The sequence below is a fragment of the Paraglaciecola mesophila KMM 241 genome (assembly GCF_000315015.1).
Taxonomy (GTDB): domain Bacteria; phylum Pseudomonadota; class Gammaproteobacteria; order Enterobacterales; family Alteromonadaceae; genus Paraglaciecola; species Paraglaciecola mesophila.
Genome location: NZ_BAEP01000047.1, coordinates 131,132 through 152,132, shown reverse-complemented (window position 1 = coordinate 152,132; position 21,001 = coordinate 131,132). Strand labels below are relative to the sequence as shown.

General features: G+C 44.8%; 16 protein-coding genes and 1 pseudogene. 9 read left to right on the top strand and 8 right to left on the bottom strand.

Going from position 1 to position 21,001, the window contains the following annotated elements; all coding sequences use genetic code 11:
• Window positions 1-17 precede the first annotated feature (17 nt).
• The 4 genes and pseudogenes from GMES_RS10870 to GMES_RS10855 form a co-directional block, all read right to left on the bottom strand.
• Window positions 18-1,757 (bottom strand): annotated as a pseudogene (locus tag GMES_RS10870) (putative bifunctional diguanylate cyclase/phosphodiesterase).
• 144 nt (window positions 1,758-1,901) lie between these two features.
• A complete protein-coding gene (locus GMES_RS10865) occupies window positions 1,902-3,038 on the bottom strand; it encodes an FIST signal transduction protein (protein ID WP_006992729.1) in 1,137 nt (378 codons plus the stop codon).
• A 195-nt stretch (window positions 3,039-3,233) separates the two neighbouring features.
• Window positions 3,234-4,955 (bottom strand): sodium:solute symporter family protein, encoded by a 1,722-nt coding sequence (locus GMES_RS10860; protein ID WP_006992728.1) that lies wholly within the window; start codon window positions 4,953-4,955, stop codon window positions 3,234-3,236.
• Window positions 4,956-4,965: 10 nt separating this feature from the next.
• On the bottom strand, window positions 4,966-5,232 hold the full coding sequence (locus GMES_RS10855; protein ID WP_006992727.1) for a DUF4212 domain-containing protein: 267 nt from the start codon (window positions 5,230-5,232) through the stop codon (window positions 4,966-4,968).
• Window positions 5,233-5,413: 181 nt separating this feature from the next.
• Here GMES_RS10855 and GMES_RS10850 point away from each other — a divergent pair, with 181 nt between their 5' ends.
• On the top strand, window positions 5,414-8,851 hold the full coding sequence (locus tag GMES_RS10850) for a PAS domain-containing hybrid sensor histidine kinase/response regulator (RefSeq protein WP_006992726.1): 3,438 nt from the start codon (window positions 5,414-5,416) through the stop codon (window positions 8,849-8,851).
• Here GMES_RS10850 and GMES_RS10845 read toward each other — a convergent pair.
• Window positions 8,799-9,458, bottom strand: coding sequence for a response regulator transcription factor (locus tag GMES_RS10845; protein WP_039987219.1), 660 nt, complete (start codon window positions 9,456-9,458; stop codon window positions 8,799-8,801). The two genes, GMES_RS10850 and GMES_RS10845, sit on opposite strands and share 53 nt — an antisense overlap.
• 20 nt (window positions 9,459-9,478) lie before the next feature.
• On the bottom strand, window positions 9,479-11,419 hold the full coding sequence (gene acs / locus GMES_RS10840; protein ID WP_006992725.1) for an acetate--CoA ligase: 1,941 nt from the start codon (window positions 11,417-11,419) through the stop codon (window positions 9,479-9,481).
• Between the two features lies 1 nt (window position 11,420).
• On the opposite strand from acs, the gene GMES_RS10835 reads away from it, so the two are divergent.
• The 6 genes from GMES_RS10835 to GMES_RS10810 all read left to right on the top strand — a co-directional run bounded on the left by GMES_RS10835 (window position 11,421) and on the right by GMES_RS10810 (window position 16,363).
• Window positions 11,421-11,936, top strand: a complete 516-nt coding sequence (locus GMES_RS10835) for a hypothetical protein (RefSeq protein WP_039987218.1) — start codon at window positions 11,421-11,423, stop codon at window positions 11,934-11,936.
• Between the two features lie 182 nt (window positions 11,937-12,118).
• Entirely contained in the window at window positions 12,119-13,285 is a 1,167-nt protein-coding gene (locus GMES_RS10830; protein WP_006992723.1) for a DcaP family trimeric outer membrane transporter, read from the top strand.
• Window positions 13,286-13,557: 272 nt separating this feature from the next.
• Window positions 13,558-14,265, top strand: a complete 708-nt coding sequence (locus GMES_RS10825) for a 5'-methylthioadenosine/adenosylhomocysteine nucleosidase (RefSeq protein WP_006992721.1) — start codon at window positions 13,558-13,560, stop codon at window positions 14,263-14,265.
• A gap of 12 nt (window positions 14,266-14,277) precedes the next feature.
• A complete protein-coding gene (locus GMES_RS10820) occupies window positions 14,278-15,243 on the top strand; it encodes a cobalamin biosynthesis protein CobD/CbiB (RefSeq protein ID WP_006992720.1) in 966 nt (321 codons plus the stop codon).
• A 178-nt stretch (window positions 15,244-15,421) separates the two neighbouring features.
• Window positions 15,422-15,865 carry a hypothetical protein gene (locus tag GMES_RS10815; protein WP_006992719.1) on the top strand — a complete coding sequence of 148 codons (444 nt, stop codon included), beginning with the start codon at window positions 15,422-15,424 and terminating at the stop codon, window positions 15,863-15,865.
• Between the two features lie 81 nt (window positions 15,866-15,946).
• Complete coding sequence (locus tag GMES_RS10810; protein WP_006992718.1) at window positions 15,947-16,363, top strand: DUF2721 domain-containing protein; 417 nt, start codon at window positions 15,947-15,949, stop codon at window positions 16,361-16,363.
• 43 nt (window positions 16,364-16,406) lie between these two features.
• Here GMES_RS10810 and tyrS read toward each other — a convergent pair whose 3' ends face one another.
• Window positions 16,407-17,606 (bottom strand): tyrosine--tRNA ligase, encoded by a 1,200-nt coding sequence (tyrS, locus tag GMES_RS10805; protein ID WP_006992717.1) that lies wholly within the window; start codon window positions 17,604-17,606, stop codon window positions 16,407-16,409.
• Window positions 17,607-17,816: 210 nt separating this feature from the next.
• Between tyrS and GMES_RS10800 the strand changes: the two genes are divergently transcribed.
• Both GMES_RS10800 and GMES_RS10795 read left to right on the top strand, forming a co-directional pair.
• A complete protein-coding gene (locus GMES_RS10800) occupies window positions 17,817-19,115 on the top strand; it encodes a peptidoglycan DD-metalloendopeptidase family protein (RefSeq protein ID WP_006992716.1) in 1,299 nt (432 codons plus the stop codon).
• Between the two features lie 235 nt (window positions 19,116-19,350).
• Window positions 19,351-19,830: an Lrp/AsnC family transcriptional regulator gene (locus tag GMES_RS10795; RefSeq protein ID WP_039987215.1), complete on the top strand. Its 480-nt coding sequence runs from the start codon at window positions 19,351-19,353 to the stop codon at window positions 19,828-19,830.
• Window positions 19,831-19,880: 50 nt separating this feature from the next.
• Here GMES_RS10795 and GMES_RS10790 read toward each other — a convergent pair whose 3' ends face one another.
• Window positions 19,881-20,999 (bottom strand): M14 family metallopeptidase, encoded by a 1,119-nt coding sequence (locus GMES_RS10790; RefSeq protein ID WP_006992714.1) that lies wholly within the window; start codon window positions 20,997-20,999, stop codon window positions 19,881-19,883.
• Between the last annotated feature and the right edge of the window lie 2 nt (window positions 21,000-21,001).

Below are 21,001 nucleotides of genomic sequence, written 5' to 3'. Positions count from 1 at the left end.
TCAGATACGAATGACAGTTAACCAAGGGAGGATAATAACGTAACGAAAGCGCCCCTTGGCAGGGGTTTAAAGAAGTGAAACCCTTGAATAGCAGCAACATCTTTTTCATGAAAGTAAGTGTACTCTTCTGATGTTTCTAATCCTTCGACAACACATTCTAAAGAAAAATGCTGAGAGATATAAATTATTGCCTCAACGATAACTTGGTTATCCGTGTTTTGATCTATTTTCGAAACAAAACTACGGTCTATTTTCACCGACTTTAGTGGCAATTGATGTAAATAAGACAGCGACGAATAACCACTACCAAAGTCGTCCAGCATGAAAAACAGCTCATGCACAATTAACGCGTTCATAATGTAAATGGCGCTGTTAATGTTTTCCATTGCAACGCCTTCCGTTATTTCCAAGCGTAGATACTAATGGGGGAAGGTGAACTCCTCAATTATCTCCAACACTTGAGCAACAAAGTGGGGTTGGCTAAACTGGCGCGGACTAATATTGATACTAATGTAGCGCAGCTTTCCTTCAGCAAACCAATCAAGGTGTTGTGAAATCAATAGACAGGTTTGGCGCAATACCCATTGACCTATTTCTACAATCAACCCGCATTCCTCTGCCACGGGAATAAATTCCTGAGGCCCAACCCAGCCAAGTTTTTCATCATGCCAGCGCAGCAATCCCTCTGCGGCCACAATCGCACCCGCCACATTAACCATAGGCTGAAAGTACAACTCGAATGCTTCTTCACGTAAAGCCACATGTAGACGCTGCTCTACCTCAGAGCGAAAAGTCGACATAACCTGTAATTCGTGACGATAGAAAAGATAATCATTTCGGCTAGTGTGTTTAATTTTGTACATGGCAATATCGGCGTGTTTTATGAGTTGCTTGGCCTGATCGGCAATCGATTTATTGACGTTGAGTTCAGGAGATGGAAACAAGGCTATGCCGATACTGAAACTGGTAAACACCGCACAACGGGACAGCTCAATACTATCCCGAGTGAGGCCAAGCATTTTATCCGCTACTTTTGTAGCCTTACCTACTGCGCTTTGTTCCGTCTGCCCTATGTCGCCAAGCAGTAAGATAAACTCATCCCCTCCGACTCTAGCTAAGGTATCATCACGGCGAATACATGCTTTTAATTTACTTGTGATATTAATCAGCAATTCATCACCAACAGAATGCCCTAGGGTATCGTTTATTAACTTGAAACGGTCTAAGTCAATAAAAAATACGGCACCATATTGACCATGTTGCTGTGCATTCGTTAATAAGCTTTGTAAGTTGATATTAAGCATTTTTCGGTTAGGTAAGCCAGTCAAAACGTCCTGATAAGTTTGCAGCCTAAGCTGCTCTTCTACTGCCTTACGATTAGTAATTTCATCCACCAAATTTTGATGCTCTAGGCAAGCTTGGCAACTCACCGCCAAGCGACTAAATAGCGGCGATAGCGCGTTGAGAACGATGTCATCAATAGGTGTTCGTTTACGTTCGAAACTGATTGCACCAAATTTAGGGATTTTAAACAGATAATAATAACTATCACCGCGCTGGCGGCAGACGTTTTGCACGTTGAGCTGGCTGAATTCGTATACCTGCTCAGTTAACCAATCATTTGTATCATCTGGGCGATGATTATAGGGGTAGCAGAGAATGTCTGAATCATTTCTTGAGCGCGGCGCTTCTTTAAATACGACTGCGCTGCGCAAACTTAGACGTTTCTTAGCTCTATCAAGAAATAGCTGAAGCATCTTATCTAGATTGAGATCCAACCCGATGCTCATGGCAAGCTCGTGCTGAATAGAAATAATCTGTAAGGTGCGAGTCATTTCACTCATTCACACATCCCAGACAAAGGAAACCACTTAGCGTAGAATTTATTGTGAATTTTGGCCTTATTCATGGCTTTTAATTTTCGCTAGCGCCGCAACAGCGGTTTTGTTGTGCAAACTTAAAATGCCGCTTTGGTCTAATTCTATTTCACCGAGCACCAGCGCACCTACAGTGCGATGTGGAGGGTTTATTTCTCGATGAATCAAGTCCAATTCATTCGAAAATAGATTTTGCAGAAACAGTTGCCTACTCACGCAATCAAATAAGAAGCAATCGCTTACTCCCTGCTCATCTTTGTGGAATGAAATCGTTCTTTTTACTGCGCCGCTAGCCGCTTCTATCAACTTATCAGCTTCCCCAGACATGATGTATAACATGGTATTTTCAGGCACATCGCCTGCACAAATCAGTCCTGAACCTTGTAATTTAAGGGGATCGCGTATAAGCACCGAATCGTCCAGTCTAGCCAACCCTAATGGAAATGATTTCGCTATGTCAAAAAAGTCGTGCTCGTCAAACCTCAGCTTACTATGCTCTTGTACGACTCGCTCGTACAGCTGCACAGCAGGCTCAAAGTTTAACTCCAACACACAGTTATCATCAGTACTGTTAGCCAGATAAGGACCTGCTAGTATTTCCCAACCGTGTCCAACCGCTATATCCCATTGAGTAGACATTTCGACCAAAATCATCGCATCTTGATGCATACCAGCGGCGCTAAAAAGGCAAGGTTGCGCCTTAAATTCAAGCGTACCTGCTCCACCTCCAAAAACACTGCAATCTTCTGGAAGAAATCCCAGTACATGTTGCAGATAACCATCAATCTGCCTTGATAGCGCATCAGTCAATATCATCACGGAATTCACAGACTGAGACATATACGCCATATTTGACGACAGTGGCGCACAAGTTGAAACATTTTCAATGACACAAATACGAATATTGGTGCGCAAACCGACCACTAAAATACCGCGGGGTTCAAAGCGTGAGTCGAGGATAAGACCTGGAAATATCCCGCCGAAAATGGGCACATCTAATGTGCCCACATACTGCTTAAAATCGTCTCCCCAAGATGCCGCCTCTGCGCTGCACAGGATCATAATTCCCTTTGGCTGTGACAACATCAATTTAGCAATGCTATCCGCTAATGCTTGAACCGTAACGTTTGGGGTAAATTGCACATCACTGAAAACTGCCATCCATTTCCCTAATACCTCAACGAGATTGTTAAACGTTTGATATGCAGACAATAATAGCTAATAGCGCCTAAATTACCAGCAACGAAATTCCGTTATTTTTCTTTATTGAGGCTCACATAAAAAAGCGCCCAACGAGGTGGGCGCTATTGTAGTAAAAGGATATTTCATTCCTTTTCGAATGGTAGTTCTTAGCAATTAATGTGCAGTTGCATCTCCAGCACCTTTAGGATAACGAATATCCTCTACTAACTGTTGAATCTCTTGTGGCGCTTCCTTCGTCATTTTGAATACTAATAACGCCACTGCGAAGTTCACCAACATACCAATTGCACCTATTCCTTCAGGTGAAACACCAAACCACCAGTTCTCTGACACATTCGCCGCAGGGTTAACAAACTTAAAGTAAATAATGTACGCTGCGGTGAAGCCAATCCCCGCTAACATGCCAGAAACCGCACCTTTGTCATTCATACGCTTCATAAATATTCCCATTATGATGGCAGGGAAGAATGACGAAGCTGCTAAGCCGAATGCAAACGCGACCACCTGCGCCACAAATCCAGGGGGATTGACTCCAAAGTATCCCGCAATAACAATCGCTACTCCTGCTGCCAAGCGCGCATAAAATAGCTCTTTCTTATCCGTGATATTGGGCATCAGGTTGCGTTTAAGCAAATCGTGTGACACAGACGTAGAAATAACCAATAACAGCCCGGCGGAGGTTGATAATGCGGCAGCAATACCACCTGCAGCGACCAACGCAATGACCCATGCCGGTAAATTGGCTATTTCAGGGTTAGCCATCACCATGATGTCACGATCCACTTGCATCTCGTTTCGCTCATCACCTGAGTAAAACATTTTGCCATCTTGGTTTTTGTCATCCCAGCTAATAAGCCCGGTTTTTTCCCAGTTCGTTATCCAACTAGGGGCTTCGCTATATGGCGTGCCTGTAGGCGCTTGCTCGCTGACGGTTGGTCCATTGATGGTCTCAATCATATTAACTCGCGCAAATGCGGCAATAGAGGGGGCCGTGGTATACAAAATAGCGATGAACAGTAAAGCCCAGCCTGCGCTCTTACGCGCATCACGTACTTTAGGTACTGTAAAGAAGCGTACTATTACGTGGGGCAGACCTGCAGTACCGACCATGAGTGCTGCCGTGATGCAAAATACATCGAAGGTGCCCTTAGTACCGGAGGTGTACTCGTTGAATCCGAGTTGCGTCGAGAGTCCATCTAGCTTTTCCAGCAGATACACCCCGGACCCATCGGCTAAACTAGCACCAAAGCCTGTCTGCGGTAATACATGGCCCGTGACCATAATGGAGATAAATACAGCAGGCACTAAGTAAGCGAAAATAAGCACACAGTACTGCGCGACTTGAGTGTAAGTAATGCCTTTCATACCACCTAGCACGGTGTAGAAAAACACAATCGCCATACCAATTACTACACCTGTGACGATGTCGACCTCAAGGAAGCGACTAAACACCACACCTACGCCGCGCATTTGACCTGCCACATAGGTAAAGCAAACAAATATGGCGCATATAACAGCCACTGTACGCGCGGTTTGTGAGTAGTAACGATCACCGATGAAATCCGGAACCGTAAACTTACCAAACTTACGTAAATATGGCGCTAGACAAAGGGCTAATAGTACGTACCCTCCAGTCCAGCCAAGTAGATATACAGCCCCGTCGTAACCCATAAATGAGATTAAACCAGCCATTGATATAAACGATGCGGCTGACATCCAGTCAGCGGCTGTTGCCATGCCGTTTGCTATAGGGTGAACACCACCACCAGCCACATAGAATTCCTGTGTTGACCCAGCGCGAGCCCAAATCGCAATAGCGATATACAGAGCAAAAGAAGCCCCTACGATTAAAAATGTGAGTACTTGAACATCCATCTTAACGCTCCTATTCTTCGTCGACGCCGTAGCGCTTATCGAGTTGATTCATTTTGTACATGTAGATAAATATCAACGCGACAAATACGTAGATTGCTCCTTGCTGCGCAAACCAAAAGCCCAGCTTAAAACCGAACACTTGAATTTGGTCGAGTAAATCCACCAATAAAATTCCGAAACCAAAGGACACGACAAACCAAACAACTAGTAGTTTTGTCATAAGAGCGAGATTTTCCCGCCAGTATGCTTTTTTATCTTCTTCGTTTTTAAATGCCATCTTGTTTTTCATCCAAGGTTAATAAGATGTAAATAACTGTAGACTCATGTTTTACAAGACGGAATGAGACCATGGTCTTACGGGTTAATTAAATACGGCGACCTGTGCTACAGTCCTTATGAATCGTAGCCTGTGGTTGCAGAATAAGTTTTAACGAGCGTCACTTTTATTAGGAAAATGTATGGCTTTAGGTTGGATGGTATTAGCCATCGTCTATTTGATGGGATTATTTTGGGTAGCCAAATGGGGGGACGGGAAAAGCCCTCTAGCCAAGCGTATAAGCTCACACCCTGCAATTTATTCGCTCGCATTGGCAATTTACTGTACCGCATGGACTTTTTTTGGCTCTGTTGGCGAGGCATCAAGAGATACGTGGGATTATTTGCCTATCTTTTTAGGCCCTATATTGTTGTATTTGTTCGGGTATCGCTTCTTGCGCAAACTGATTGCGGTAAGTAAACGTCAGCACATTACTACGATTGCCGATTTCATTTCGTCCCGTTACGGTAAGCGTCAAACCATCGCCTTACTCGTCACCTTAATAGCGCTGTTAGCTATTGTTCCGTATATCGCTTTGCAATTAAAAGCCGTTGGCTCAGCATTTTTAATGGTATCAGGCCAGACTCACGCTGAATTGGTTGTGCTGGGTGCCACCACGTTTATTGCTTTGTTCTCTATTTATTTCGGTACTCAGCACACAGATGTGACTGAGTACCGGCGCGGATTGATGGTGGCGATTTCCTTTGAATCTGTGATTAAATTATGCGCTTTGATTGCCGTGGCTAGTTTTGGGTATCTGACATATTCACAGCATTCCGATACTCCATTACTGCAAGAGTTCACTACTGCCAACGCGCTAAGTAATTTATGGTCATTCTCATTTGTTGCGCAAACCCTTATGGCAGCCGGCGCAGTCGTATGTCTACCTCGCCAGTTTCACGTCGCTATTGTAGATAACTTGAAATTAAGTCATTTGAAGACCGCTCGTTGGTTATTCCCCCTATACTTATTGTGTATCGCGATCCTTATCCCGATCATTTCTGCGGCAGGAGATGACATGTTTCGCTTTACCAGCCAAGAGCCAGATACATATGTACTAGGCATGGCAATGAATAGCGGCAACATGTTATTGCAAGTACTGGTATTTGTAGGTGGCCTATCTGCTGCCACGGCTATGATAATTGTGGCTACCCTCACCCTGAGCACCATGTTGACCAACGATGTGATTTTGCCAAATTTGTTAGCGGAGCATCGCGGCGCAGGGGTACCGCCTAATTTCACTAAACGCATTCTGCTTATTCGCCGTTTGGTTATCGCTGCTATTTTGTCTTTGGCCTATTTATATTATCAACAAATGACTGACAGTCGCACGCTTGCCTCTATTGGGCTGATCGCATTTTCTCTGGTCATACAGTTGTTACCCGCCATTGTCGGCGGTTTATATTGGAAACGAGGCCACGCTCAAGGGGTTTACGCAGGCCTAATGGCCGGCATTGGCTCATGGATATTGTGGTTAATGCTGCCATTGCTAAATGACGCAGGGCAAAATCTGATACTTAACGACACCATTAACGCGGTCGCTATTTATAGCTTGCTCGCCAACACCTTTGCTTATGTGTTGTTTTCCTATGTGGCAGATGTTCGCTTAATCGACCGTATTCAAGCGGAAGCCTTTGTCACCACCACGGATGACAAATCAAAACATCACAACGCGCCTCGTACCCACACCACAGTTGAAGACTTACACACGTTATTAAGCACCTTTTTAGGGGAAAAACGTTGTAAGCAATTGCTCAGTGATTACCAACAACGCAACGGCCATATTCTTAATCCTGCGGAGTCTGCCACCGAGGAGTTTGTACTTTTTAGCGAACGAGCCCTTGGCGGTGTCATAGGCGCTTCTTCTGCAAAAGCGTTAGTAGACAGCGCCATAAGTGGTAAAAAGTTGAATTTCGAAGAAGTCGTTAACTTTTTTGACGATACCACCCAGGCAATCCAATTTAATATGAGCGCCTTGGTCGCTTCATTAGAAAGTCTCGAACAAGGAATAAGCGTCATTGACCGAGATTTAAATTTGGTCGCGTGGAATAAAAGCTACTTAGCGCTTTTTAGCTACCCAGCAAATATGATCCGCGTGGGCCGACCTGTAGAAGATCTTGTTCGATACAATGCCCAGCGCGGCGAGTGCGGCGCAGGCGAAGTTGAGCTTTTAGTGCAAAAGCGACTTGAGCATATGCGCAAAGGCACCAGTCACCGCTTTTTACGTCAGCGTAGTGACGGCCGAACGCTAGAAATGATAGGCACTCCGTTACCTGGTGGCGGCTTTGTGACCAGTTTTAACGATGTTACAGAGCACATTGAAACCCAACACGCCTTAAAAGAAGCGAATATCGATTTAGAAAATCGAATACAAAAACGCAGTCAAGAAGTGCAAACCATTAATGCTGAGTTGCGTTTGGAAATACAGCGCCGGGCCGACGCTGAAACCCAATTGGTCAGTGCGCGCAAAGTAGCTGAGCAGGCTAACGCCAGCAAAACGCGCTTTTTAGCCCTTGCCAGTCACGACATCTTGCAACCGTTAAATGCGGCTAAGTTATACCTTGGTGCGTTAGAAGAAGCTAAGCTAAATGACGACGCAATGGAAACCGTTGGCAAGCTATCCAATAGCATTCAGGCCAGTGAGGCACTCATCGCCACGCTCTTAGATATTGCCCGCATTGACCAAGGTGAGTTAAAGCCCGAATACAAAGCGATTAACGTGCGTGATGTGCTGCAACCGCTTATCGCTGAATTTGAACTCATTGCAGAACATAAAGGTTTGCAACTGCGTTCCCGGGTGGCTGATGTGTGGGTAAAAACCGATCGTACGTACCTTTATCGCATTATGCAGAACTTTGTTTCCAATGCACTGAAATATACCCAGACTGGAGGCGTATTAGTCTCTGTTAGAACAAAGGGCGAAAATGTAGCGTTCGACGTGTTTGACACGGGTTCTGGCATTGCGCCAGATCAATTAGATAAGATATTTGGCGATTTTTATCGTGTCTCAGGCCATCAACAACAAGGCGTGGGATTGGGGCTAGGCGTTGTACAAAGACTTGCCAGTATTCTGGATGCTAATTTAACGGTGGCTTCGCGTATAAACCGTGGTAGTCGCTTCAGTATTCAATTGCCCCCTAGTCGGCCTATTGAAACAAACAGCCCAGTACAAATAAATAAGGTAGGGTTTCATGACTTAAAAGTGCTTTGTGTCGACGATCAAAGTCAGAACCTTGATGCATTACAGTCGTTACTGGTGAAATGGAAAGTGGTTTCTCACTGTGAGCAAACCCCTAACGCTGCCTTGGCATCCCTAGTGCACTTTGTGCCAGATGTGATATTAATGGATTTTCAGTTGAGCAGCGACATAGACGGACTACAGCTTATTGAGCAGTTAAGAGAGCGTATATCCCATATTCACGCCAATCATGTTCCAGCGATATTGATTACCGCTAATATTGAACCTGAGTTAGTGCAACGCTGCAAAGAGCAAGGTTGTGGTTATTTATCTAAACCCGTGAAACCGGCTAAGTTGAGGGCGTTGTTGCAGGCGGCTCAAGCTGAAGTTGTGAGGCAATAAGCACTGCTTGAGTTCGATTATTGATGTGTAATTTTTTGAATATGGCCGTCACGTGTGCTTTCACCGTGGCGGTTGCTATGTCTAGATTGTAAGCGATTTGCTTGTTTAGTAAGCCATCTCGCATGTAGCACAGCACCTTATATTGTGCCGGTGTTAAGCTGGCCACATTGTCAGCCAGCTCAGCAAATTCATTGTCTAATTCCACTTCATCACTGGCGTAACTATCGGGTAACCAAATGTCACCTTCTAGCATACTGGTTACCGCATCAGCGATTTGCGCCGCCCCAGTGGTCTTTGGCACAAAACCTAGGGCGCCTAGATTAATCACTTTGGTGATGATCATCGGGTCTTCTAAACCTGAAACCACTGCCACCGGCAATTCAGGGAATAGCTTTCGAATATGTATTAAACCAAATAAGTCGCCACTGCCTGGCATGTGTAAATCCAAGAGTAACAAATCAATGTCTTTATGCTCTTCTAATAAGGCTACTGTTTGCATTAAATCAGCTGCTTCAAGCAAAGTTAAATCGCTGAACGACAGTGTCAAGGCTCCGCGTAGAGCATCCCTGTACAGGGGGTGATCATCTGCAACCAGTAGCGTTATCATAGATGGCAATTATCCATTGTTTATCGGTTCAATCGTTGCTCGATAAGTGTTTCTACAACACTAGGGTCAGCCAACGTAGATGTATCACCGAGTTGTTCATATTCATTGGCAGCAATTTTGCGTAAAATGCGGCGCATAATTTTACCAGAGCGTGTTTTTGGTAAACCCGAAGACCATTGTATCAAGTCTGGTGTCGCAATGGGGCTAAGTTCTTTACGTACCCAGTTCGAAACCTCTTTTGTAAGCTCATCCGTTACCGCAACACCTTCGTTGGGCATGAGATATACATAAATACCTTGGCCTTTCAAATCATGGGGATAGCCTACCACCGCTGCTTCAGCTACCGCATGGTGAGAAACCAACGCACTTTCAATTTCAGCTGTGCCTAAGCGATGCCCTGACACATTGAGTACATCATCTACTCGTCCTGTAATCCAGTAGTAATCGTCTTCATCACGACGAGCACCATCACCGGTGCAATAGGTACCAGGGTAAGTAGTGAAATAGGTTTGCACAAATCGTTCGTGATCGCCGTAAACAGTGCGCGCCTGGCCTGGCCAGCTGTCGGTAATGATCAAGTTACCTTCTGTTGCACCAGACAATTCATTGCCTTGGCCGTCTACCAATGCAGGCTGCACACCGAAAAATGGGTGGCTAGCAGCGCCTGGTTTCATCGCCGTGATACTGGGTAGAGGTGTTAACATTGCAGCACCCGTTTCAGTTTGCCACCAGGTATCCACTATCGGACACCGTGACTGACCAACAGTCGTATAATACCAATGCCATGCCTCTGGGTTAATGGGCTCACCCACTGAACCAAGTAAACGTAAAGATTCGCCGCTAATCCCCTCAACAGGAAAATCACCGTGCGCCATTAACGCACGAATAGCGGTGGGCGCCGTGTAGAGAATGTTCACCTTGTGCTTATCAACGATTTGCCCTATTCGGCGCACATCAGGGTAAGTAGGTACCCCTTCAAACATAACACTGGTCGCACCGTTGGCAAGAGGGCCATATACGATATAACTATGACCTGTCACCCAGCCAACATCGGCTGCACACCAGTAAATATCGCCTGGTTTATAATCAAAAACGTATTTATGGGTAATGGATGCCCATAGCAGGTAGCCTCCGGTGGTGTGCACTACCCCTTTAGGCTGGCCGGTAGAGCCGGATGTATACAAGATAAAAAGCGGATCTTCAGCGTTCATTACCTCAGGCGGGCAATCGGTAGAACAATCATCTGTTAAGTCGTGCCACCAAACATCATCTTTACCCCAGCTCACGTGACTTCCGGTATGTTTGAACACTATAACTTGCTCCATGCTAGGGCAGTCATGTTCAGCCAATGCCTTATCTACATTGTCTTTTAACGGAATATGCTTACCCGCTCTTAGCCCTTCATCTGCAGTAATCAACACCTTCGCTTGACAATTATTCACTCTGTCGGCAATTGCATTAGGTGAAAAACCGCCGAAAATGACGGTGTGCACAGCGCCTATGCGCGCACATGCCAGCATGGCATACACAGCCTGCGGGATCATAGGCATATAAATTGCCACTCTGTCGCCTTTACCTACACCTAGCTTACGTAAACCGTTGGCGATTTTTGCGACTTCGTCGTGCAAACGATGGTAAGTGATAATGTCGTGATTGTGAGGGTCATCACCTTCCCAGATAAAGGCGGTTACGTGACCTCTTTTGGCTAAGTGGCGATCAATACAGTTGTATGCCACATTCAATTCGCCATCTTCAAACCATTTGATGCTTACATGATGAGCATCAAAAGAAGTGTTTTTGATTTTGGTCGGGGTTTTGATCCAATCAAGTGATTTAGCTTGCTCAGCCCAGAATACTTCAGGTTGCTCTACTGATTCTGCGTACATGCGCGCGTAATCGGCAGGTGTAAGGTGGCTATGCTCTTTGGCGTGTGCTGGAACGGGATAAATTTGTTGCGACATAATGACTCCAAAAACTGAATACACAAATAAGAATATTGAGCACTGTACTCGTAAGCACACAAACCGGAATGAGACCTTGGTCTTATCCCTGCGTTACATATGGGCAATCAAAATAATACAATTACCGACATATTTTAACAATCACCGTTATTTCTATTCAACGATTCAAATTTCTGTTAACGCTGATGCCACCGCTTCAGCAGCCCTAGAAGCGGATAACAATGGTCACCAAGCTATGCAAAGTGTAGAGCAAAGCTGTAACGAAATATCGCCTCTACTCAATGAGTTGTCGGCCACGGAAGAAGTCGTCACACAAGTCGGTGATGACATAGAAAACATCAGCGCTGTGCTATTAGTTATCCAAAGCATTGCAGAGCAAACGAACTTGCTGGCGCTGAACGCCGCTATTCAAACGACAGAGCTCAGTAGTATTGCGGTTAAAAATGGTAAAACGGCGGAAAGTTTACGTCAAAAAACGGCCGAGCTAGAAGGGCTAGTCGGCCAGTTTAAAGTATAACGGTTGCGCCTAATTGAGTTAATTCCAAGTTGAATTACACGATAAGCTGCACGAAGCAAATAAGAGGTTAAATTAAAGTAAACAATGTTAAGACCTTGGTATCATAGACCATGAGCTTATAGCCGTTTTTTTGAACATGTCCCAGAGTAGATAGCGTAAATAGCGACTAAACGGACAGACAAATGAACATAAAACGCATATCACTCACAAGTTTAGCTTTAGCATGCTCCACCGTGTCATTTACTTCTCTTGCTAACCCGTTAGATAAAACCACATTTGGTTTCAGCGGTTACGTCAAAGCAGATGCCATGGTGAGTCAATATAGCGATGGGACATTACCCTCAGGTACGATTGGGCGAGATTTCTACATCCCAAGTCTGACACCAACAGGTGGGGAAAAAGAAAGCGCACAATTTGATGCCCATATTAAACAATCTCGCTTTCGCTTCACCACCAATACCCTATTGAGTAACGACGAAAAAATCACCGGTGTACTTGAATTTGATTTTCATACCACGCCTGATGGCAACGAGCGGATCAGTAATTCATATGAGCCCAGAATTCGCCATGCTTTTATAAAGTACAACAACTGGTTGATTGGCCAAACTTGGTCCACATTTCAAGACGTTAAAACGCTACCCGAATCTTTGGATTTCATTGGGGTAACTGACGGCACCATCTTCGCGCGACAAACCATGGTGAGATACACATCGGGAGCCTTTGAAGTTGCCCTGGAAAACCCGGAAACCACAGTGACACCTTTTGGCGGTAGTGGTCGTATTGTCGCTGATGACAATTCAGTGCCTGATTTAGCGGCTCGTTACACGTTAAATCAATCCTGGGGACATGTGTCATTTGCCGGCTTAGTGCGTCAACTCTCTTATGTCGAAAAACAAAATGGCAGTGATATTGATACAGATGAGGTTGGTTATGGGCTTAGCATCACCAGTAAGATTAATTTCGGTGAAGATGATTTGCGCGTAATGGCGAATATCGGTAGCGGCCTAGGTCGCTATATCGCTTTAAATGCCGTTAACAGTGCGGTATTGGATGGAAATAATGAGCTCGATACTATCGATGTTCGTGGTTTCACTGTAGCTTATCGTCACTTTTGGGATCCTCAGTGGCGCAGTACCTTCAGCTACGCCATGTTCAGCGCAGATAACGATACTGATTTAACGGGCTTAAGTGTAATTAAGGAAACCTACAGTGCCAGAGCTAATATTCTCTACTCCCCTTCGCCCGAGCTGACCTTTGGGGCCGAGTACGCCTACGCCAAGAAAACCCTCGAGTCAGATGCAGACGGCGATATGAGTCGCTTACAGTTTTCAGCAAAGTATGCATTTTAAACTTAATTAAAACGGTCATGCACGTCTGCTTGGCTAAAACGGTTATTCCCGTTTGAAAGAGAGGCAAATCCCAACTTGCCTCTTGCTTGCGCTACCTTAGACGCTCTTTGTTTAGACAAACAGTCTCTAAGGATGGCGCTTTTTTACGTCACCCTCGGCGTATTCGTATTTATCTCTGGTGACTGTTTATCTTTGATTATAAATACCTCTAGTTTCATCTTGATGCCATCCGTAATAAACTGCGCTCATTATTCAAGTGAGAAGAACTACATATGAAAATTGCCATTTTAGGCGCCATGGATGAAGAGATTACCCTTCTAAAAGAATCAATCAGTGGGCTTGTTGAACATCAACATGCGCATTTAACCCTTTACACTGGCCAGTTAAAAGGTGCCGACGTCGTGTTAGTTAAATGTGGCATTGGCAAAGTTGCAGCTGCAGTTGCCACGACTATAGTCGTGGATAAATTTGCTCCAGATTTCGTGGTCAATACCGGCTCTGCGGGCGGGTTTGACCAAGCATTGAGCATAGGTGATATCGTGATCGCTAATGAACTTGTACACCATGACGCCGATTTGACCCACTTTGGTTATGCTCTAGGCCAATGTGCTGGTATGCCAGAAACCTATCTATGTGATGCAGCACTAATTGAAGCTGCCGAGAAATCCGCAATCACTTTAGGTGAAGCCAAGACTAAGCGCGGGCTAATTTGTACTGGTGACGCTTTTATCGGCAGCGACGAAGCAGCCGCTAAACTACGCAGCGATTTCCCCGCTATCGCCGCTGCAGAAATGGAAGGCGTCGCGATAGGCCAAACCTGTCACTTGCTTAACGTGCCGTTTTTGGTGATCCGCTCTTTGTCAGATATTGCAGGCAAAGCTTCGACCGTATCCTTTCAAACATACTTAGAGCGGGCAGCAAAGCACTCAGCCATGCTGGTGATGGAAATGATCACTGTGCTGCCAAACCAAACTAAATAAGTCACATTTACCTTGCCAAGCGATATCGATGTGTTCTTGCAATCACCCGTGCTGCAACCCATTTGGGTGCTGGGCGTGGTGATTTTAGTTGAAATGCTATTACATTGGCCTGAGCGCTATCACCCCCTTTTTTTTGCCAAACTTGTCGCCACTAGAATGGCTGACAAGGTTAACCCTTCTGCCGATAGGGCCCCGCTACAATTGCGTATATCAGGAACATTAGCGCCATTGGTGTTGATAAGCCCGATTGCAGTCATATTAGCTATTTTTATCAGCATGGCTGAATTCCCGCTCTTCTTTGACGGCATGTTATTGCTCGTCGCCTTGCAGTTTCAGCCTATAATGACTCGCGGTAAAAAAGTGCATTCTGCTTTGCAGTCCGGGAAGAAAACCCTTGCCAGACAGACCTTAAAACCTATGGTGCTGCGAGAAACTGAGCTTCTTTCACAAGTGGGCTTAGTGAAAGCCACCATTGAGAGTATTACCCTGCGTTTTCATCAACAGTATTTGTGTACGGCAGTGTTGTTTCTTTTGTTCGGGCCGGTTACGGCACTGTGTTATCGCCTAGTGTATGAATTTTCTCATTGCTGGAATACCAAATTCACTCAATTCACCTACTTCGGTCAACCTTGTGCCAAGGCGCTTCTCGTTGTGCAGTGGGTTCCTCTACGTGTAACCTCATTTCTATTTACATTAATGGGCAGTGTCACCGGTGCCATTAGCGCGTGGCGCGCTTTGCCTCGTTCTAGCAGCGCCCATCAGGCATTACTCGCTTTGCACGGAGGTGCACTGGGTATAGAGCTCAGTGGCCCTGCTATCTATGAAAACACTAAAAAACGTTCCACAAAATGTGGGGGAAAACGCCAAGCTGACACCATTGACATAAAGCGCATTTCAAACCACATTGTTTTATGTAAATTCGCTTTTTGGGTACTGTGCTTATGTATTGCCGTGGGCCTATATCGCGTCACCGTTTAGAAAGGTGATCCATACGGCGAATTTGGCCATTGGAAGTGGTTACCTTCGAGTATTATTGTGCACATGCCCGTATAACTAATTACCCTCACATGCTATATTCTGCCTGATTAACTAGACCAGCCGTTTTATCAAATTTACGTTTAATAGCTTTTTCGCGCAAACATAGTTCGAGTTGTATATGACCCCAAAATTTTCGTATTCCACAGCGTCAGGCAGTTATTCATTTAAGGTTTCAAGTAATATCGTGATGTGCACGTTCAATGGTGCTTGCTGCGATCAAATTGCTCAACGCTACCTTGCAACATTAAGCAAAATTGTTAGCGATTTTAATGGAAAACCTTGGGCCTATCTAGGTAATGCTCAATTGCATCTTGCCGCGACCCCGCAAGCAGAACAATTCTTACTCGAGTGCTTTGTTATGAGCGTAAAAAATAACTGTATTGGTGATGCGTATTGTTTGACGTCTGCTGTGGGCATATCTCAATTGAAGACGATTCGGCAAAAAGCCGGTCTCACTGCCGCCCTTGAAGAGCGCATGTTTAGTAGCCAGCAAAGCGCTTTCTCTCAGTTAAGCAAAGAATTGAAGCAATATAGCGCTGTCGCTAACAGTCAAAAAAAGTAATTACGTTTTCACTCAGTGGGCGCAACGGTAAACTGTGGCATAATAAATATACGTTTTAGCGGCTAGACACACTTCTTAATTATGACCATCACTTTGACCACCCCAGCGATGCTCTTTCCGGCAATTTCGTTGTTATTATTGGCTTACACCAATCGATTTTTGACATTAGCCAGCACAATCCGAAACCTCGACCCTACGCAAGATCAAGAGAATACCCATGCTCAAATTAATAATTTACGTACTCGTATTCAACTGATTAAACGCATGCAAGAATTTGGCGCCTTTAGCTTTTTTCTGTGCGTGTTATCCATGCTAGCGATTTACGCTGAGTATCAAACGGTAGGCAGTACTATATTCGCAGGCAGCTTGGTACTGTTGCTTTATTCGCTGGGCTTGTCGGTGAGAGAGATTAATATTTCGGTAGAAGCGCTAGATTTACATTTGAGTCACTTCAATCTAGACAGGAAAAAGCGTAAACCTTCTCGTGAAAAACCTTAAGAAAAGCGGCTCACTCATCATATGGGCAAACCGCTTATTGTGCTTAGCTTAGCGTCACTCGTGCAAATTTGCGTTTGCCCACTTGGAAAACCGCTTCTTGTAACGAGTTGAAAATCGCTTTTTGATCAGCCACTTTTTCACCGTCCATTTTAACCGCACCTTGTTTAATCATGCGCATAGCTTCTGAAGTCGATGCCACTAAAGCGGCCTCTTTAAGCAAATTGGCAACAGCCATACCTTCTGTACCTGCCTCAAAAGTAAACTCAGGCATCTCATCTGGGATGGCATTTTTCTGAAAGCGTTGAATAAACTCATAGTGAGCGGCTTCTGCTGCGGCTTCATCGTGGAAGCGCGCAATAATTTCCTTAGCCAGCGCAATTTTTATGTCTCTCGGGTTCGTGCCCCCAGCGACTTGTTCTTTGTAAAGCGAAATTTCTTCAATGGCTTTAAAGCTAAGTAAGTCATAGTAACGCCACATCAAATCATCTGAAATCGACATGATTTTACCAAACATATCGCTTGGCGAATCAGTGATACCAATATAGTTACCAAGGGACTTAGACATCTTCTGTACGCCGTCTAAACCTTCAAGCAAGGGCATCATCAAAACAGTTTGCGGTCGTTGCGCCTGCCCTTTTTGCAATTCACGGCCCATCAATAGGTTGAAGCGCTGATCCGTTCCGCCTAATTCAACATCAGACTCAAGGGCAACAGAATCCCAGCCTTGAACCAGCGGGTACAAAAATTCATGAATAGCGATGGGTTGACCGTTGGCATAACGCTTTTTAAAGTCATCACGTTCTAGCATACGTGCCACTGTTTGGCTTGAGGCTAATTTGATCATGCCAGAGGCACCTAGGCCTTCCATCCACTCTGAATTAAAACGGATCGTTGTTTTAGCCGGATCAAGAATTTTGAATACTTGCTCTTTGTAAGTTTCAGCATTCGCCAATACGTCTTCTCGGGTCAGTGGCTTACGGGTAACATTTTTGCCTGTTGGGTCGCCAATCATTCCGGTGAAATCACCGATGAGAAAAATAACTTCGTGCCCAAGCTGCTGAAATGACCGCAGTTTATTGATTAAAACCGTGTGGCCTAGGTGTAAATCTGGCGCTGTAGGATCAAAGCCTGCTTTGATTTTTAACGGTTTGCCTTCTTTTAGCTTGGCAATCAGTTCTTCTTCCAACAATATTTCTTCAGCACCACGCTGAAGCTCAGCAAATGCGCTTTGCCAATCTGCCATTTTAAACCCTTATAAAAATGATAATACGAATAAATTTAATCGATTATTTTACGTTGCAGCGTCTGGTATTGAAAGGGCGTATAAGGATTAATCAATGGATTCTTACACTCATATAATACTAAAGATGTACAAAAAACGACCTTCCTCTAGAAAATCCCGTTCAATCATTATATTCTGCACACTTATCAGTTGTATGAGTTGAATTTTCCTGTGGTAAAAAAAGCCTTTTCACAATTACCTAAAGCACATAAGTGGGCGGTTGCTTCCCTCGCGTCTATCGTGCTTATTCTTGCCTTATTCCCATCAGATCGTGCCAGCGCTTCCCGTAACACCGAAGCCGCTCTATTAGAGATAGGTAAACGCTACGAACTGCCTATTAGCACAGATCATTTATCGGCTAGCAGTGAAGAACACGTTAGCGACGACGTTGAATGGAGCACTTATCAAGTTAAGCGCGGCGATACGCTGGCCAAGATTTTCAAGCGCGCCGGTCTGACCGCTCGCGACACTTATAATGTGAGCAGTGCTGGCGAACTCGCCAAAATGCTGTTAAAAATCCGCCCTGGTCAACTCGTTTCACTTCAAGTAGATAAAAACGGCGAATTTGCTGGCTTGAGTTATGCGTTTTCAAATACTGACACATTACTTATTCACCCAGATGAAAAGAATCAACTCACCGCTCGGGTTGATAAACAAAATGTTGATACGCGCTTGAATTACGCGCAAGGCGAGATCAACAGCAGTTTTTGGAATGCCGGTGTAAAAGCCCACCTATCTGAAAGCCAAATCATGAGCTTGGCGGCAATATTCGGCTGGGATATCGATTTTGCCTTGGAAATTCGCCAAGGTGATAACTTTAATGTTGTCTTTGAAGAAAAATACATAGACGGTGAATTCGTGGAATATGGTGATATCGTTTCAGCTGAATTTACCAACGGTGGTAACACCTTTACCGCTATCCGTTACTCTGATGGCAATTACTACACCCCAGAAGGGCGTAGTATGCGAAAAAGTTTTTTACGCGCACCGGTTAGTTTTAAATACATCAGCTCTAGTTTCACAAAACGTCGCTTCCACCCAGTTCAAAAACGCTGGAAAGCCCACCGCGGCGTAGATTACGCAGCAAATCGCGGCACCCCTGTAATGGCCGCTGGCGATGGTAAGGTGATCCGCTCATCCTACGATAAATACAATGGTAATCACGTTTTCATTCAACACGGTGAAAAGTACGTAACCAAATATTTGCACTTTACCAAGCGTAAAGTCAAAGTGGGCCAAACCGTTAAGCAGGGCGATGTTATCGGCACTGTTGGCTCCACGGGGTTAGCTTCTGGCCCGCATTTACACTACGAATTTTTAGTGGATGGCGTACATCGCAACCCTAGAACCGTTTCTTTGCCAAAAGCACTACCCATCGCCAAGAAAGAGCGCAGCGCATTCGAACTCGTGGCAAAAGAGCAACTTGAGTTACTGAGTAATAGCAAGCGCATTATGCTGGCGATGAATTAGTAGTAATGTATTTGCCTAGCCGTCATATTGTGTCTGCTAGGCACGTCAAAAATCAAATCAATAGGAACCCATTCCTAAGCTATTTATTGGGCTAATGTATGGCACCAGTATTGATGGCATTGATGCCGCTCTTACCATACGTTCTGACACTCTTTTATCCAATTGACCTATGCGAAGCCTGACGCTATTCACGTAGCGAAACTCGTTATTTATTGTACCTATCCATAGAGAGCATATGATGCCTAAGAAAAATAGCCGGCCCCTAGACAGCATAGATTTGGATATTCTTGCATCCTTGTACCAAGATGCTCGTACCACCAATAAAGAAATAGCCAAACGGGTGGGCTTAGCGCCTTCATCTTGTCTTGAGCGCATCAAGCGCTTACAAGCAGATGAGATTATTCAAGGCGCATCGTTACAGGTAGATTTGAATGCCTTAGGTGGTCATATACAAGCGATGATTTCGATTCGATTGTCTGATCATAATCGTTTAGCGGTAGATGACTTTGTTGCTGATTTATTGCCTCACCCCGAAGTGCTCAGTGTGTTTCATATGGGCGGTAACATCGATTTTTTATTGCACGTTACCGTGACTGACTCTAGTCATTTGCGAGATTTCGTGTTCAACCAGCTTACCGCTAGGCCGGAAGTGAACCATGTTGAAAGCGCGTTAGTTTACGAGCACCGATGCTCTCAAAAGCTCCCTCAGTTTTAAATGTGACGTGTCATCAGCACCTATGCGCTTCATACAACTCATTTACAGTTCTAAAGCTCAAAGTAGTGGGTAAAGCATTTGTACAACTGAGTGCCGCTCAAAATCGAAGCTGAAGGAAAGTGCAAAATGGGGATCAAATCACATTGTGCCACCACCAATTCAGTTGCATTTTCGGTATCGAGCTCATCCACATTGAGTAACTTAGCTAACGGCTGGCCTTTCTTCACTACTTCACCTGGCTTGGCTAAATACTCCACCATACCGCCCTGCTGAGTATATAAGACCTTATAGTTCTTCAAATAGGTGGCCACTCGGCGCATTGTTTCTGGGTGAATATCACTTTGTAATAAACAGCCTTTCCCATTGAGGTAAGATAAAATGCTGTTTGCATCATACTCTCCCTCAGAAAAATTAATCACCTCCTGGCTGCCCATTTCCAACGTAAAGGCTTCAACCCCAAAATCGACATCCTGCTGACGCTTCTGACTAACCAAGTCTTGCAGCGTCCACCAGGGGCAAAACGTTGCTTCATCCAAGGCTCCAGCAAATTTATTCGGGATCAAAATAACATGAGGAATATTGAACAAACTTGCCGATTTTTGAGCATACTCTGGCACATAAATGTGCCGCGTAGAAACAGGCCCGTTATGTAAATCCAGCACAAAATCGGCATCAAAGGCGAGTTGTTGTAATTTCAAATTCAGCCGTTGTGCTAGCCCGATACCCCATGGTTCTTCCAGTTTGGATGCCAAAATATGCTTAATTTGCTGACGAAAGCGCTGTTTAATTTGAGAGATGGGCTCGTCGTTTCGCACTGTTTGTGCGAAATCTTCAATCAAACTCGCATCGTAAAAATAGCCGCGATTCCAATTCGTACCGTTTACAGGGTCAAAGCGCCCTAAGGTGTATTCTCCCGCCTTTATATTGGTGCCAACCGGATTACAATTGGGAACAAGTATCACTTCGCCCCGAATAGGCATTTTTTTTAACAGTTGAATAAGGTGGTAGATCACCACATTTCCCTGTACTTCAGCACCATGAATCGAGCTTTGAATGTACACCTTAGGGCCTGGTTCTTGGCCAATAAAGCGATACAGAGGCACGTTCATGTTCCGCCCAGACGCATTTTGCGCCACCACTATGTATTCTTTTTTAAATTGATTGCTCACGG

Excerpts from the sequence above, each read along its gene's own strand:
- tyrS (WP_006992717.1), bottom strand. The coding sequence starts at position 17,606 with ATGGCAGATTGGCAAAGCGCATTTGCTGAGCTTCAGCGTGGTGCTGAA.
- GMES_RS10845 (WP_039987219.1), bottom strand. The coding sequence starts at position 9,458 with ATGATAACGCTACTGGTTGCAGATGATCACCCCCTGTACAGGGATGCT.
- GMES_RS10825 (WP_006992721.1), top strand. The coding sequence starts at position 13,558 with ATGAAAATTGCCATTTTAGGCGCCATGGATGAAGAGATTACCCTTCTA.
- GMES_RS10865 (WP_006992729.1), bottom strand. The coding sequence starts at position 3,038 with ATGGCAGTTTTCAGTGATGTGCAATTTACCCCAAACGTTACGGTTCAA.
- GMES_RS10830 (WP_006992723.1), top strand. The coding sequence starts at position 12,119 with ATGAACATAAAACGCATATCACTCACAAGTTTAGCTTTAGCATGCTCC.
- GMES_RS10860 (WP_006992728.1), bottom strand. The coding sequence starts at position 4,955 with ATGGATGTTCAAGTACTCACATTTTTAATCGTAGGGGCTTCTTTTGCT.
- GMES_RS10810 (WP_006992718.1), top strand. The coding sequence starts at position 15,947 with ATGACCATCACTTTGACCACCCCAGCGATGCTCTTTCCGGCAATTTCG.
- acs (WP_006992725.1), bottom strand. The coding sequence starts at position 11,419 with ATGTCGCAACAAATTTATCCCGTTCCAGCACACGCCAAAGAGCATAGC.
- GMES_RS10855 (WP_006992727.1), bottom strand. The coding sequence starts at position 5,232 with ATGGCATTTAAAAACGAAGAAGATAAAAAAGCATACTGGCGGGAAAAT.
- GMES_RS10795 (WP_039987215.1), top strand. The coding sequence starts at position 19,351 with ATGATGCCTAAGAAAAATAGCCGGCCCCTAGACAGCATAGATTTGGAT.
- GMES_RS10815 (WP_006992719.1), top strand. The coding sequence starts at position 15,422 with ATGACCCCAAAATTTTCGTATTCCACAGCGTCAGGCAGTTATTCATTT.
- GMES_RS10850 (WP_006992726.1), top strand. The coding sequence starts at position 5,414 with ATGGCTTTAGGTTGGATGGTATTAGCCATCGTCTATTTGATGGGATTA.
- GMES_RS10835 (WP_039987218.1), top strand. The coding sequence starts at position 11,421 with ATGACTCCAAAAACTGAATACACAAATAAGAATATTGAGCACTGTACT.